Annotated in this window: 12 protein-coding genes; 5 read left to right on the top strand and 7 right to left on the bottom strand. The window is 72.0% G+C overall.

The features are described from left to right. Nucleotides 1-69 precede the first annotated feature (69 nt). The 4 genes from ABZX85_RS04250 to ABZX85_RS04235 all read left to right on the top strand — a co-directional run bounded on the left by ABZX85_RS04250 (nucleotide 70) and on the right by ABZX85_RS04235 (nucleotide 4845). A complete protein-coding gene (locus ABZX85_RS04250; protein ID WP_355862431.1) occupies nucleotides 70-1359 on the top strand; it encodes a citrate synthase in 1290 nt (429 codons plus the stop codon). Between the two features lie 95 nt (nucleotides 1360-1454). Further along, nucleotides 1455-2402, top strand: a complete 948-nt coding sequence (locus ABZX85_RS04245) for a sucrase ferredoxin (RefSeq protein WP_355862430.1) — start codon at nucleotides 1455-1457, stop codon at nucleotides 2400-2402. A 98-nt stretch (nucleotides 2403-2500) separates the two neighbouring features. Further along, on the top strand, nucleotides 2501-4168 hold the full coding sequence (locus ABZX85_RS04240) for a sensor histidine kinase (RefSeq protein ID WP_355862429.1): 1668 nt from the start codon (nucleotides 2501-2503) through the stop codon (nucleotides 4166-4168). After that, nucleotides 4165-4845 carry a response regulator gene (locus tag ABZX85_RS04235; RefSeq protein ID WP_355862428.1) on the top strand — a complete coding sequence of 227 codons (681 nt, stop codon included), beginning with the start codon at nucleotides 4165-4167 and terminating at the stop codon, nucleotides 4843-4845. Before ABZX85_RS04240 ends, ABZX85_RS04235 begins: the two co-directional genes overlap by 4 nt. A 183-nt stretch (nucleotides 4846-5028) precedes the next feature. Here ABZX85_RS04235 and ABZX85_RS04230 read toward each other — a convergent pair whose 3' ends face one another. The 6 genes from ABZX85_RS04230 to ABZX85_RS04205 form a co-directional block, all read right to left on the bottom strand. Beyond that, the gene (locus tag ABZX85_RS04230; protein WP_355862427.1) at nucleotides 5029-6621 is read right to left on the bottom strand and encodes a cation acetate symporter; all 1593 of its coding nucleotides are present in this window, start codon (nucleotides 6619-6621) and stop codon (nucleotides 5029-5031) included. Next, nucleotides 6618-7169, bottom strand: a complete 552-nt coding sequence (locus ABZX85_RS04225; protein ID WP_355862426.1) for a DUF485 domain-containing protein — start codon at nucleotides 7167-7169, stop codon at nucleotides 6618-6620. Before ABZX85_RS04225 ends, ABZX85_RS04230 begins: the two co-directional genes overlap by 4 nt. Before the next feature lie 79 nt (nucleotides 7170-7248). Further along, the gene (locus ABZX85_RS04220; protein WP_355862425.1) at nucleotides 7249-7941 is read right to left on the bottom strand and encodes a response regulator transcription factor; all 693 of its coding nucleotides are present in this window, start codon (nucleotides 7939-7941) and stop codon (nucleotides 7249-7251) included. Further along, nucleotides 7938-9089, bottom strand: coding sequence for a histidine kinase (locus ABZX85_RS04215; RefSeq protein ID WP_355862424.1), 1152 nt, complete (start codon nucleotides 9087-9089; stop codon nucleotides 7938-7940). The genes ABZX85_RS04220 and ABZX85_RS04215 overlap by 4 nt, the downstream gene beginning before the upstream one ends. Beyond that, a complete protein-coding gene (locus ABZX85_RS04210) occupies nucleotides 9086-9613 on the bottom strand; it encodes a DUF1453 domain-containing protein (protein WP_355862423.1) in 528 nt (175 codons plus the stop codon). The genes ABZX85_RS04215 and ABZX85_RS04210 overlap by 4 nt, the downstream gene beginning before the upstream one ends. 294 nt (nucleotides 9614-9907) lie before the next feature. Then, nucleotides 9908-12031, bottom strand: coding sequence for a DNA topoisomerase IV subunit B (locus ABZX85_RS04205; RefSeq protein ID WP_355862422.1), 2124 nt, complete (start codon nucleotides 12029-12031; stop codon nucleotides 9908-9910). A gap of 442 nt (nucleotides 12032-12473) precedes the next feature. Here ABZX85_RS04205 and ABZX85_RS04200 point away from each other — a divergent pair, with 442 nt between their 5' ends. Further along, nucleotides 12474-12704 carry a hypothetical protein gene (locus ABZX85_RS04200; RefSeq protein WP_055721807.1) on the top strand — a complete coding sequence of 77 codons (231 nt, stop codon included), beginning with the start codon at nucleotides 12474-12476 and terminating at the stop codon, nucleotides 12702-12704. A 105-nt stretch (nucleotides 12705-12809) separates the two neighbouring features. On the opposite strand, the gene ABZX85_RS04195 is transcribed toward ABZX85_RS04200, so the two are convergent. After that, entirely contained in the window at nucleotides 12810-13676 is an 867-nt protein-coding gene (locus tag ABZX85_RS04195) for a serine protease (protein ID WP_355862421.1), read from the bottom strand. Between the last annotated feature and the right edge of the window lie 67 nt (nucleotides 13677-13743).

Raw genomic sequence — 13743 nt, 5'->3', positions numbered from 1 at the left:
CATCATTGACTAAATGACTGTCAACATTGATCCAATCAACGTGTACTCCATCCGGATACGGTGACCCCCATGCGCGACCTGGAACCCGCCCCCGGCCACCCCGAACGCCGTCTGAGCACCAAGGAGGCCGCCGAACTGCTGGGCGTGAAGCCCGAGACGGTGTACGCGTACGTCAGCCGCGGCCAGCTCAGCAGCCGCCGCGTACCCGGCAGCCGGAGCAGCACGTTCGACGCCGCCGAGGTGGACTCCCTCGCGCGCCGCAACAGACGGGAGAGCGCCGCGAGCCCCGGCACCGGAACCGAGCCCGCGGTCCGCACGCGCCTCACGTACATCGCCGACGACCGGTACTTCTTCCGCGGCGTCGACGCGGTCGAGCTGGCCGGCGCGCACTCCTACGAGGAGGTCGCGGAGTGGCTGTGGACGGGTGAACTGCGCGCGGGAGCGACGTTCACCGCGCCGGAGGCGTCCCTCAAGGCGGCCCGCCGGGCGGCCCGCGCGCTGCCGGAGCACTCCGGCCCCGCCGACCGGCTGAGGGCCGCGGCCGTCGCGTCGGCCGTCGTCGACCCCCTGCGCTTCGACCTGTCCGAGCAGGCCGTCGTCGGCACCGGCAGAACCCTGATCCCGACCCTGGTGGCCGCCCTCCCCCCGCAGCACCCCGGCCACCGCGACGAGGGCCCGCTGGCCCGGCGCCTGTGGGCCCGGCTGAGCCCGCGCACGCCCACCGAGGCGGCGCTGAACGCCCTGGACACGGCGCTCGGCCTGCTCGCCGACCACGACCTCGCCGCCTCGACGCTCGCCGTCCGGGTCGCCGCGTCGGCCCGCGCGCACGCGTACGCGGCCGTCTCCGCGGGCCTGGGCGTCGTCGAGGGCCCGCTGCACGGCGCGGCCAGCGGACTCGCCCACCGCCTGCTGGACGAGGTCCTCGAACAGGGCGACGCGGCCCCGGTGATCGCCGAGGAGCTGCGGGCGGGCCGACGCGTCCCAGGACTGGGCCACCGGCTCTATCCCGGCGAGGACCCACGCGCGCGTGCCCTGTTCACCCTCCTGGCGGAGATCCCCCAGGCGCTCCCGGCGCTCTCGGCGGCCCAGGACGTCGTGGCCACCACCGCCCGCCACACCCCCCTGCACGCCAACGTCGACCTCGCCCTCGCCGTCCTGACCCAGTCCTTCGGCATGGCCCCCGCGGCGGGCGAGGCGATCTTCGCCGTCGCCCGTACGGCGGGCTGGATCGCGCACGCCTTGGAGGAGTACGGCGAACGCCCCCTTCGGATGCGCCCCAGCGGCCTCTACGTGGGCCCCCGACCGCCTCGACCGCTCCCCGGGGACCACGGACACGCACCGAACGGACACTCTGCGTAGGAGCCCGAGCCGCGCCACCCTCGGAAAACTTCGCGGATCGGGACACACCGCCGTCGACAAGTCACCCTGCGCCAAGTCAGGTTAGGCTCACCTCTGTGAGTACGTGCACGACTGTCGCGCGGGATCTCGACGAGCCCGTTTCCGGGACCGCGGCCACGGCGACGACCTGGCTCCTGCTGGAACAGCCGGGCCCCTGGGGCGCCAAGGCGCTCACCGAGAGCCACCTGGACCGGCGGCTCGGCCGCGCCCTGGAGAAGGCCGCCCAGGGCACCGGCGTCCGCGTCGCGCTCATCCGGCGCCCCGGCCGCCACGCCGACTTCGGCACCCCTCCCCTGCGCCAGGTCTTCGCCGCCCACACCGTGCCCGGCGGGGTGTGGCTGCGCAGCGCCGCCACCCAGGACCCCGAACGGCTGCTGGACCTCGACCTCGCCGCCCTGGGCCGGGGCGACCACCGCACGTTCGACACCGTCCTCGGCGCGCGCGCCCACACGGGTGACCCGCTCGCCCTGGTGTGCACGAACGGCAAGCGCGACCGCTGCTGCGCCCTCCTCGGCCGCCCCCTCGCCGCCGAACTGACCGCCTCCGACGTACCGGGCGTCTGGGAGGTCACCCATCTGGGTGGTCATCGCTTCTCCCCCACGGTGCTCGTCCTGCCCTACGGCTACGCGTACGGCCGCGCGGAGGCCCACACCGTCAAGAACGTCCTCCACGCCGCCCAGGAGGGCCGGATCGTGGTCGACGGGTGCCGCGGGTGCTCCGCCTGGGAGCGGCCCGGCCAGGCCGCCGAGCTCGCGGTCCGTACGGCCGTCCACGAGTACGCCGCCGAGGCGCTGGGTGTCGTCCGCACCGCGGGCGAGGCGCCGCGCTGGGAGGTCACCGTGGCCCATACGGACGGCCGGCGCTGGCAGGTCGTCGTCGCCCAGAGCAACCCGCTGCCGGCCCGCCCGGAGAGCTGCGGGGCGTCTGTCCTGGGGACCCCCGCGCGGATGGACGTCGTGGAGGTGCGGGAGCTGGCGACGGCGGGGGCCGCGCTGGCGAGCTGAGGTCAACGGTTGATCGCCTGGTCCACCTGGTCCACCTGGTCAAGAGATCCACGCCACACCCCTACGGCACCCCCTCCCCCGCCACGTACCGTCAAGGTATGCGCCCCGCTCCCCCCGCCCGCCGCCTGCGCCTCGGCCTCCCCCGGCGCGCCTTCTCGCAGATCCTGCTCATGCAGCTGTCGATCGCGGCAGGCGTGGTGGTGCTCGCGACGGGCCTGTTCCTCGCCCCCCTGAGCAACCAGCTGGACGACCAGGCGATGCGCCGCGCACTGGCGATCGCGCAGACGACCGCGGCGATGCCGCAACTGGCCGAGGACCTGAAGAACAGCACACCGTCGGTGGACGGCCCGGTGCAGCGGGAGGCGGAGCGGATTCGGCGGGCGAGCGGCGCCGAGTACGTCGTCGTGATGAACAGGGCCGGGGTCCGCTGGTCGCACCGCGACCCGGCCCAGATCGGCGGGGTCGTCTCGACGGACCCCCACAAGGCGCTGGCGGGCGAGGCGGTGATGGAGATCGACGACGGCACGCTGGGCCGCTCGGCACGCGGCAAGGTGCCGCTGCGGGACGCGGAAGGACGGATCGTCGGGGCGGTCTCGGTCGGCATCGAGTACGACAGCGTCCGCGCCCGGCTGATCCACGCGATCCCGGGCCTGTTCGCCTACGCGGGCGGCGCGCTCGCGGTGGGCGCGCTGGCGGCCTGGCTGATCTCGCGCCGGGTCTACCGCCAGACCCGTGACCTGGCCTTCTCGGACATCTCGGCGCTGCTCGCGGAGCGTGAGGCGATGCTGCACGGCATCCGGGAGGGCGTCGTCGCGCTGGACCGCGAGGGCCGCGTCCGGCTCCTGAACGACGAGGCGCAGCGCCTGCTGGGCGTCGGCGACGAGGCCGTGGGCCGCTCCCCCGACGAGGCGCTCGGCACGGGCCGTACGGCCGACGTCCTGGCGGGCCGGGTGAGCGGTACGGACCTGCTCACCGTGCGCGGCCCGCGCGTCCTGGTGACCAATCGCATGCCGACGGACGACGGCGGCGCCGTCGCCACCCTGCGCGACCGCACCGAGCTGGAGCAGCTCGGCCGGGAACTCGACTCCACGCGCGGGCTGATCGACGCCCTCCGCGCGCAGGACCACGAACACGCCAACCGGATGCACACCCTTCTCGGGCTGCTGGAGCTGGAGATGTACGAGGAGGCCGTGGAGTTCGTCGGCGAGGTGGTCGGCGACCACCGGGCCACCGCGGAGGAGGTCGCCGAGAAGATCCGGGACCCGCTGCTGGCGGCGCTGCTGGTCGGCAAGGCGACGGTCGCGGCGGAGCGCGGTGTCGCCCTGGGGCTGTCCGACGCCACGCGGCTCCCGGACCGGCTGGTCGACCCGAGGGGGCTGGTGACGATCGTGGGGAACCTGGTCGACAACGCGCTGGACGCCGTCGCGGGCACGACGCACGCGCGCGTGGAGGTCGAGTTGCGCGCCGAGGGGCGTACCGCCGTCCTGAGGGTGCGTGACACCGGTCCCGGAATCCCGGCGGAGCACCGGGAGTCGGTGTTCACCGAGGGGTGGTCCACCAAGAAGCCGCCCGCTCACGGCCGGCGCGGCATCGGGCTCTCCCTGGTGCGCCGGCTCGCCGAGCGGCAGGGCGGCGGGGCTCGGGTGGGGGAGGCCGAGGGCGGTGGCGCGGAGTTCACCGTGATCCTGCCCGACGCGCTGTCCGAGGGTGCCCGGACGGCCGTACCGGCCGCCGGCGCGCGTGCCGTCGAGGAGGAGGCGCGATGATCGAGGTCCTGGTCGTGGACGACGACACGCGGGTCGCCCGTGTGAACGCCGCCTACGTGGAGAAGGTGCCGGGCTTCCGGGTCGCCGGGCAGGCGCACAGCGCGGCCGAGGCACTGCGTCTGCTGGAGACGCTGCCCCGGGTGGACCTCGTCCTGATGGACCACTACCTGCCCGACGGTACGGGCATCGACGCCGTCCAGGAGATGCGCCGTCGCGGTCATCAGGCGGACGTCGTCATGGTGACGGCCGCGCGGGACGTCGAGACGGTCCGCTCCGCGATGCGGCACGGCGCGCTCCAGTACTTGGTCAAGCCGTTCGCCTTCGCGGGCCTGCGCGCGAAACTGGAGGCGTACGGCGAGCTGCGCCGCGCTCTGGACGTCGGCGGCGAGGCCGAACAGGCCGACGTGGACCGTATGTTCGGCGCGCTGTCGGCGCCTTCGGAACCCGGCCTGCCCAAAGGGCACTCCCCCACGACCGCCGAACTGGTCCGCCAGTCCCTGATGCACGCCGACGGCCCGCTGTCCGCGCAGGAGATCGCCGATCGCACGGGCGTGAGCCGCCAGACCGCCCAGCGCTATCTGAAGCTCCTCGAACGCACCGGCCGGGCCCGTCTGACCCTCAAGTACGGCGACGCGGGCCGCCCGGAACACCGTTACGTGTGGGCGACCCGCGCCTGAGAGCACGGTTTCGTTGAGCGTCTTGATGAGTACCGCATGTCGTGATGAGTACCGGGCACCTTGATGGATGCATGGAGCAACTTCCGGACGGGTCGTCAATGTCGTCCATCTGTACGGACGACTCGCCCGTCCGAAGCAGCGCCGTGCCTGGGCCGCGCCATGACCCAAGCCCCGGCGCCGCCCCTACACGGCTCCCGCTCCTGTCAGCGAACGCACCTCCGTCTCCGCGTGCCGCGCCTCGTCGGGCTCCTCGGACGAAGTGACCGTGCCGAGCCAGCCCGCGAGGAAGCCCAGCGGGATCGAGACGATGCCGGGGTTCTGGAGCGGGAAAAACTGGAAGTCGGCACCGGGGATGAGCGACTGGGGGCTGCCCGAGACGACCGGCGACAGCACGACGAGCACGAGCGCCGGGATCAGTCCTCCGTAGACCGCCCAGACCGCGCCCCGGGTGGTGAAGTTGCGCCAGAACAGGGAGTAGAGCAGCACCGGCAGGTTCGCGGACGCGGCGACGGCGAAGGCGAGGCCGACGAGGAACGCGACGTTGAGGTCGCGCGCCAGGATGCCGAGCGCGATCGCGACGATGCCGATGCCGACGGCCGCGACCCGCGCGACCGTGACCTCGCTGCGCTGCTTGGCGTGCTTGCGGCGCAGCGACGCGTACAGGTCGTGGGCCACGGACGCCGAGGAGGCGAGCGTGATGCCGGCGACCACCGCGAGGATCGTGGCGAAGGCGACCGCGGCGACGATCGCGAACAGCACCGCGCCGCCCATGGTCTGCGCGCCGCCCCCGAGGTCGAGGGCGAGCAGCGGGACGGCGGTGTTGCCGGCCGCGTTGGACTGGCGCACGGCGTCCGGCCCGACGATCGCGGCGGCGCCGAAGCCCAGCACGATCGTCATCAGGTAGAAGCTGCCGATCAGGCCGATCGACCAGACCACCGAGCGGCGGGCCGCCCGCGCGGTGGGCACGGTGTAGAAGCGGGACAGGATGTGCGGCAGGCCGGCCGTGCCCAGCACGAGGGCGAGGCCGAGGCTCATGAAGTCGAAGCGCGAGGTCCAGTCCGCGCCGTACTTCAGGCCGGGGGCCAGGAAGTCGATGCCGTGGCCGCTGCGTTCGGCCGCGGTGAGCAGCAGCCGGTCGAAGTCGCCGTGGAAGCGGACGAGGACGAGGACGGTCAGCGCGATCGTGCCGCCCAGCAGCAGGACCGCCTTCACGATCTGAATCCAGGTGGTGGCCCGCATGCCTCCCAGTGACACGTAGATGACCATGAGCGCGCCGACGCCGATGACCGTCCACACCTGGGCCGCCGCACCGCTGCGGCCCAGCAGCAGGGCGACCAGGCTGCCCGCGCCGACCATCTGCGCGACGAGGTAGAAGATGGACACGATGACGGAGGAGGCGCCCGCCGCGATGCGCACCGGCCGCTCGCTCATCCGCGCCGCGACGACGTCCGCGAGCGTGAACCGCCCGCAGTTGCGCACGAGTTCGGCGATGAGGAGCAGGACGACCAGCCAGGCGACGAGGAAGCCGACCGAGTAGAGCAGGCCGTCGTAGCCGAACAGCGCGATCAGGCCGGAGATGCCGAGGAACGAGGCGGCCGACATGTAGTCGCCCGCGATGGCGAAGCCGTTCTCCATCGGGGAGAACAGCCGCCCGCCGGCGTAGAACTCCTCCGCCGAGCCGTGCCGGTTTCGGCTGACCCAGGTCGTGATGCCCAGCGTGACGGCGATGAACACGCTGAACAGCACGAGGGCCAGGGTCTGATGGGTACCGCTCACGGCTTGCCGCCCTTCACACCGCGCGTCAGTTCCTGGGTGTCCCAGCGCAGGTCGAGGGCGGCCCGGTCCCTGCGCAGCCGGGCGTGCCGGGCGTAGGCCCAGGCCACGAGGAAGGTAGTGAGGAACTGTCCCAGACCGGCGACAAGTGCCACGTTGACGGCGCCCACGACGGGCCGGGCCATGAACCCGGGCGCGGTGGTCGCCGCGATGACGTACGCCACGTACCAGAGGAAGAAGCCGATGCCCGCCGGGACCACGAACCGCCGGTAGCGGCTGCGTACTTCCTGGAAGGCGGCGCTGCGCTGGACGGCGAGGTAGACCTCCGCCATCGCGTCGCGGGTGGACTCCTCACGGGGCGCTGGGACCACCGGCGCGGGCGCGGGCGCCGGTTCGGCTCCGGACCAGTCCGGGGCCAGGGCGTCGTACCAAGGATCGTCATACCGCACGCCCGCCGGTTCTTCGGGGACCGGGGTCCGCACCTCTTGGTGCTCGCGTGCTCTCTCGGGACCGCCCCCGCCACTGCGGGCACGGTCGTTGCTCAACTGCATACCCAATGATGGACAGAACGGGAAGATCCCCTACTCTCTTTCCCGCATTCTTCACCCCATCAAGCGACAATGGGCCGACTTATCCCATTTCCGATTTTGGTGGTTTTACCAACCCCTTTCTGTATGCGTAACTCACCGCCTGCGCGCGGTCCTTGAGCCCTGCCTTGGCGAACAGGTTGTTGATGTGGGTCTTCACCGTCGTCGTGGAGACGTGGAGTCTGCGGGAGATCTCCTGGTTGCTGAGGCCGTCCGCGATAAGGATCACCACCTCGGTCTCACGCGCCGTCAACCCGTCCGGCGGGCCCGCCGGGCCGACCGGTTCCGGCGCGGGCTCCGACAGCCGTTCCAGCAGCCGCCGTTGGATGCCCGGCGACAGTCCCGCGTCCCCCGACAGGACGCTGCGCACGGCCCGGACGATCTCCTCGCCGCCGGCGTCCTTCGTGAGGTAGCCGCGGGCGCCCGCGGCGAGCGCCGGGAACAGGGACTCGTCGTCCGCGAACGTCGTGAGGACCACGACCTGTGTGCCGGGATGGCCGGCCCTGATCCGCCGGGTCGCCTCGACGCCGTCGCAGCGGGGCATGCGCAGGTCCATCAGGACGACGTCCGGGGCGAGTTCGGCGACCAGCCGCACCGCGTCCTCGCCGTCCACCGCCGCGCCCACCACCTCCACCTCGGGCAGCAGCCCCAGCAGCATCACGATCCCCTCCCGGACGACGGTCTGGTCGTCCGCCACCAGCACCCGGGCGGGCGCCGTGCGCTCCTGTTCCGTCATACCGGCACCCTCAGCCTCACCGCGAACCCCTCCTCGTCCGGCCCCGCCTCCAGCGAGCCGCCCAGCAGTTCGGCACGCTCGCGCATGCCCAGGAGACCGTATCCGCCTCCCGCGCCAGCGAGTTCCCCCGGCGGACCGCCCGAGTCCCGCACGTCGAGGGTCACTTCACCGGGCCCGTACTCCAGCCGGAGGCTGACCCTGGCGCCCGGGGCGTGCTTGCGGACGTTCGTGAGCGCCTCCTGCGCGACCCTGCGCACGGCCTGGGACGCCTCGGCCGACAGCGGTCTGCGTTCACCCCGTACGGTGATCTCCGCGCCGTCCGCCTGACGGACCAGGCCCGTCAGGAAGTCCTCCAGCGGGGTGAGGTCGCCGCGCAGGGCGGAGAGGGCCTGGCGGGTCTCTTCGAGGCCGTCGCGGGCCATGGCGCGGGCCGCCACCACCCGGTCGAGGATCTGCTGCCGGTCGGCGTCGCGCTCGATGAGCAGGCGGGCCGCCTCCAGGTGCACGAGCTGGGCGGAGAGGCTGTGTGCCAGGACGTCGTGGATCTCGCGGGAGATACGGGCCCGCTCGGTCAGCGCGGCCGACTCCGCCTCCGCCGCCCGCGCGGCCCGCTCCTGGGCGAGCAGCCGCACTGAGTTGCCGCGGGCCTCGGCGTCCAGGCGCAGCGTGTAGCCCGCCAGGGCCAGCGCGCCGAGCGTGGCCGCGGTGGTCAGCCACATGTCCTCGTTGACGACGGCGAACGCGCTCAGGGCGACCGAGGCGAAGGGCAGCGCGGCGCCCATCGGGAGCCGCTCCAGCGCCACGACGGCGCAGCCGCACCACAGGACGACGGCCGGTGAGCCGAAGCCCAGCGCCTCGGCCGTGACGGCGAGCCCCAGCAGGAGCGTCAGCAGCAGGAGCGAGGGCACCAGCCGGTGGGCGAGCGTCACCGCGAAGAACCCCCGTGCCGCCCCCGCGGCGACGAGGACGATCGCCCCTCCGGCCGCCAGCCGCCAGCCGTGCGCGTGCGGCCCGCTGAAGGCGCTCCACAGGACGATGCCGATCAGCAGGAGCCGCAGCAGCCGACCCAGTGAGCGCCTGACCGGCGAGGGCGCCTTGTGGTCGAGGGCCTCCCGGGACGGCCAGCGCAGCCAGGGGTTCTCGGTCACACGCGCTCCTTCGTGCGGTACCGGGGCACCTCGTCACCGTACGGCGCGACGGGTCCGGCAAGGGGCCGGTCGATCCCCTGCGCCCGCCAGGCCACGACCCCGGAGCGCACCAGCAGCGTGGCCGCCAGGGACAGCATCAGGGCGGAGCTGCTCTGATGGACACCGATCGCGGCCCCGATCCCGAAGAGCCCCACCCGCAGCAGGACCCCGATCCCCCACACCCCGGCGCCGGCCCTGCCGCTCTTGCGCCACACGACGCCGTCCTCGGCGACCCACATCCGGGTCGTCCACCCCCACCCGGCCCCGGTCACCACCCCGACCAGCACCTCCGCCCCGAGCAGCACCGCCGAAGCGGCCCGGTGCCCGGCGTCCAGCAACCCCGGCTCCCGCAACGCCATGACGGCCAGCACCGCGGGAACCAGCCACCACCGCCGCCCCGCATCGACCGGCGCCGCCCTGAACTGCCGCCCGACGACCAGGGCGACAACCGCCACTGTCACCAACGCGTTGACGACCCCGGCCATCCCAGCCTCCGTGAGCGGAAGAAGATCCCGACGACACTCGCCGCCGACCCCTCCGAACCTACGGAAACCAGCCCTCCAGCAGATCGGCGCCAGGGTGGATCAAGGGTGGATCTCCCGGCCCCCGTCTTCTCCACCCAGGGGTGGAGAAGACGGCACAGGAAGCCCTTGCGGGAAGCGCCCGCAGGGCCGCTTCAGGGGCGCGGGGAACTGCGCGACCGGCCACGCACCACCCGCACCCCGATTCCGAGCGAACCCCCCACCACGAACCGCCCCGGCCCAGGCCGAGCGCAGCGGCTACGCGTCGATCCGCGACCGGTCCAACGTAGCCGCCGAGCTGGAGATGAACTCCTTGCGCGGCGCCACGTCATTGCCCATCAACAGATCGAACACCTGCTCCGCCGCCTCCAGATCGGAGAGGTTGATCCGCCGCAGCGTCCGGTGCCGGGGGTCCATCGTCGTCTCGGCCAACTGATCCGCGTCCATCTCGCCGAGACCCTTGTACCGCTGGATGGAGTCCTTGTACCGCACGCCCTTGGTCTGGAACTCCATGAGCTTGTCGCGCAGTTCACGGTCCGAGTACGTGTAGACGTACTTGTCCTGCCCCTTCCTGGGCTGGACAAGTTCGATGCGGTGCAGCGGTGGCACCGCGGCGAAGACCCGGCCGGCCTCGACCATGGGCCGCATGTACCGCTGGAACAGGGTCAGCAGCAGGCAGCGGATGTGGGAGCCGTCCACATCGGCGTCGGTCATCATGATGATCTTGCCGTAGCGAGCGGCTTCGAGGTCGAAGGTCCGGCCGGACCCCGCTCCTATGACCTGGATGATCGCGCCGCACTCGGCGTTCTTCAGCATGTCCGTGACGGACGACTTCTGGACGTTGAGGATCTTGCCGCGGATCGGCAGCAGCGCCTGGAACTCGGAGTTGCGGGCGAGTTTGGCGGTGCCGAGCGCGGAGTCCCCCTCGACGATGAAGAGTTCGCTGCGGTCGACGTCGTCGCTGCGGCAGTCGGCGAGCTTGGCCGGCAGGGACGACGACTCCAGGGCCGTCTTCCTGCGCTGGGCGTCCTTGTGCTGGCGGGCGGCGACGCGCGTGCGCGCGGCGGCGACGACCTTCTCCATGACGATCCGCGCCTGGGTGGCGACGTCCCGTTTGGTGGAGGTCAGGAACGCCTTGAGCTCCTTGGAGATGACCTGGGTCACGATCCGGCGGGCCGCGGAGGTGCCGAGGACCTCCTTGGTCTGGCCCTCGAACTGGGGTTCGGCGAGCCGGACGGTCACGACGGCGGTGAGGCCCTCCAGGGCGTCGTCCTTGAGGACGCCGTCCTCGGCGACGCGCAGCAGCTTCTTGGCGCGCAGGACCTCGTTCATGGTGGTCGTGACGGCCTGCTCGAAGCCGGCGACATGGGTGCCGCCCTTGGGGGTGGCGATGATGTTCACGAACGACTTGAGGGTCGTGTCGTAGCCGGTGCCCCAGCGCATGGCGACATCCACGACGAGGTCGCGGGTGACCTGGGTGGGGGTCATCTGGCCGTGCTCGTCGAGGACCGGGACGGTCTCGCGGAAGGTGCCCTGACCGGTGAAGCGGAGGATGTCGCAGACCGGCTTGTCGGCGGCCAGGTACTCGCAGAACTCGCTGATCCCGCCGTCGAAGCGGAAGGACTCCTCGCCCTTGCTGCCGCCCTCGCCGAGACCGAGTTCGTCGCGGACGACGATGGTCAGGCCGGGCACCAGGAACGCGGTCTGGCGGGCGCGCTGGTGGAGGTGCTCCAGGGAGAGCTTGGCGTCCTTGAGGAAGATCTGGCGGTCGGCCCAGTAGCGCACGCGCGTGCCGGTGCGGGCCTTGGCGACCCGCTTGGTCTTGCGCAGGCCGCTCTGGGAGTCGAACCGGGCGTCGGGTCCGGCCGCCGCGAAGGCGCCGGGGACGCCGCGCCGGAAGCTGATCGCGTGCGTGTTGCCGCCGCGGTCGACCTCGACGTCCAGCCGGGCGGAGAGGGCGTTGACGACGGAGGCGCCCACGCCGTGCAGACCGCCGGAGGCGGCGTAGGAGCCACCACCGAACTTGCCGCCCGCGTGGAGCTTGGTCATGACGACCTCGACGCCGGACAGCCCGGTCTTGGGCTCGACGTCGACCGGGATGCCCCGGCCGTTGTCGCGGACCTCCACGGAGCCGTCGTCGTGGAGCACGACGTCGATGTGGTCGCAGAAGCCGCCCAGCGCCTCGTCGACGGAGTTGTCGATGATCTCCCACAGGCAGTGCATCAGACCGCGGCTGTCGGTCGATCCGATGTACATACCCGGGCGCTTGCGGACGGCCTCTAGTCCTTCGAGGACGAGCAGATGCCGCGCGGTGTAGTTGGAGCCGTCCCGGTCTGCTCCTGCCAGCAGCGCAGTGGACGGCACGGACGTATCGGCGGTCACGCGGTTCGCTCCTCGCTGAATTTCAGGTGGGGCCCTTCTGGGTAAGGGCGCGGCTTCGGTCGCCGTCAAGAGGGTACCGAGGCCAGGTAGAGCCGTTGTCACGCCACCCTCGTCTGGAGTCAGACTAGTCCAGAGTCGTATGCGTGTTCGATCGCTCGATGGAGTGAAGTACATATCACGTTCCCTTCGAGGCATGAACCATTTAGGCTCCGGGCACGTCCTCAAGAACGAACCGGCAACCCGGCCGGGAGGACCGACCCCATGATCGACAGCGCGAAACCGTAAGCACACAAGAAACGCAATACGGCACATTCGCCGCCAAACCGGCAGCAGACAGCCGCCTCGAAAGATTTTTTCGAGGGAAAGCCGCAAGCGGGAACGTTTGAGGCTGGTTGGATGTTGACCCTGGTACGACAGCTCGTCGAGCTAGAGAAGAGGCGACGTGACTACTGTTCTGACCCCCGCGAGCCCGCTGACGGCCGGCGATCGCTGCGACCGCTGCGGCGCCCAGGCCTACCTTCGCGTTGTCCTGGCGAGCGGCGGAGAACTGCTCTTCTGCGCCCACCACGGCCGCAAGTTCGAGCCGGAGCTCAAGAAGATCGCCGCCGAGATACAGGACGAGACGGAGCGGCTGACGGCCGTTCCCGCGACCGCCTCCGAGGATGAGCGCTGACGTTCGGCGTTCACGACGAGCAGCACAACCGGCACAGGCCGGCGTACGGGCGGCGGTCCCTGGAGACAGGGGCCGCCGCCCGTACGCGTATCCCTTCAGGGCCGCTCAGCGCCCGTCTGACGGCCCGGCAGCCTTTGCGTGGCCCGCGGGCCCGTTGAGCACCCTCAGAACGTCCGAGACGCGCGTATAGACCCCCGGGCTCCCCGGCCGTCCGCAGCCGCTCCCCCAGGACACCAGACCGATCAGCCTGCCCTGCGCCACCAGCGGCCCGCCGCTGTCGCCCTGGCAGGCGTCCGGGCCGCCCCTGGCCTCCCCGGCGCACAGCATCGTCCGTGCGACGTAGCCCCCCTCGGGGCCTCCCGGGTACGCCCGCGCGCAGCGCGAGTCGGACATGACGTGCACCCGCGCGGCCCGCAGACCGCGTGCGTACTGGCCGAACCCGGAGACGTCGCCCCAGCCGTAGACCATGGCCTCCGTCCCCGCCGCGTACGCGGTGTCCCCCGCCCCGGCCGCTCCGACGACCGACGCCTCGGGCAGCGGATCGGCGATCGTGAGGACGGCGAAGTCCCCGGAGTTGCTGGAGCGGTCGTACTCCGGATTCACCCAGGTGTCCCGTACGGCGATCTCCCGGCCGGCGTCCGTCGAGAGATCCGTGCGGCCCGCGACGACCTTGAAGTCCCGCACCCGGTTCGGGGGCGCCCCGAGGACGTCCTCGCCGACGCAGTGGGCCGCCGTGAGCACCAGGGTCGGCGCGACCGCCACCCCGCCGCAGAACTGCCCCGACCGCGTACCGCCGAACCGGTCACGACTGGACAGCGCGACCGTCCAGGGGCTCTGGGAGACGTCGACCGGGAAGCCGCCGACGACGATGGTGTCGGAGGCCGCCGGGGCCGCGTTCATCAGCGGTATGGCGACCAGCGCGGTCGCCAGGGCCAACGGCCGGGCGAGCGCCCGGACCAAGGGAAGGCGCATGCACGTTCCTCACTCTGGGGTGGATATCGAAAACCCAGAGTGATCGACCGTGGTGTGACGCGCACCC

This window comes from Streptomyces sp. NPDC004539, assembly GCF_040610055.1.
Classification (GTDB): domain Bacteria; phylum Actinomycetota; class Actinomycetes; order Streptomycetales; family Streptomycetaceae; genus Streptomyces.
Note: the sequence above shows the minus strand (reverse complement) of the source record. Positions and strands in the feature narration are given on the sequence as shown.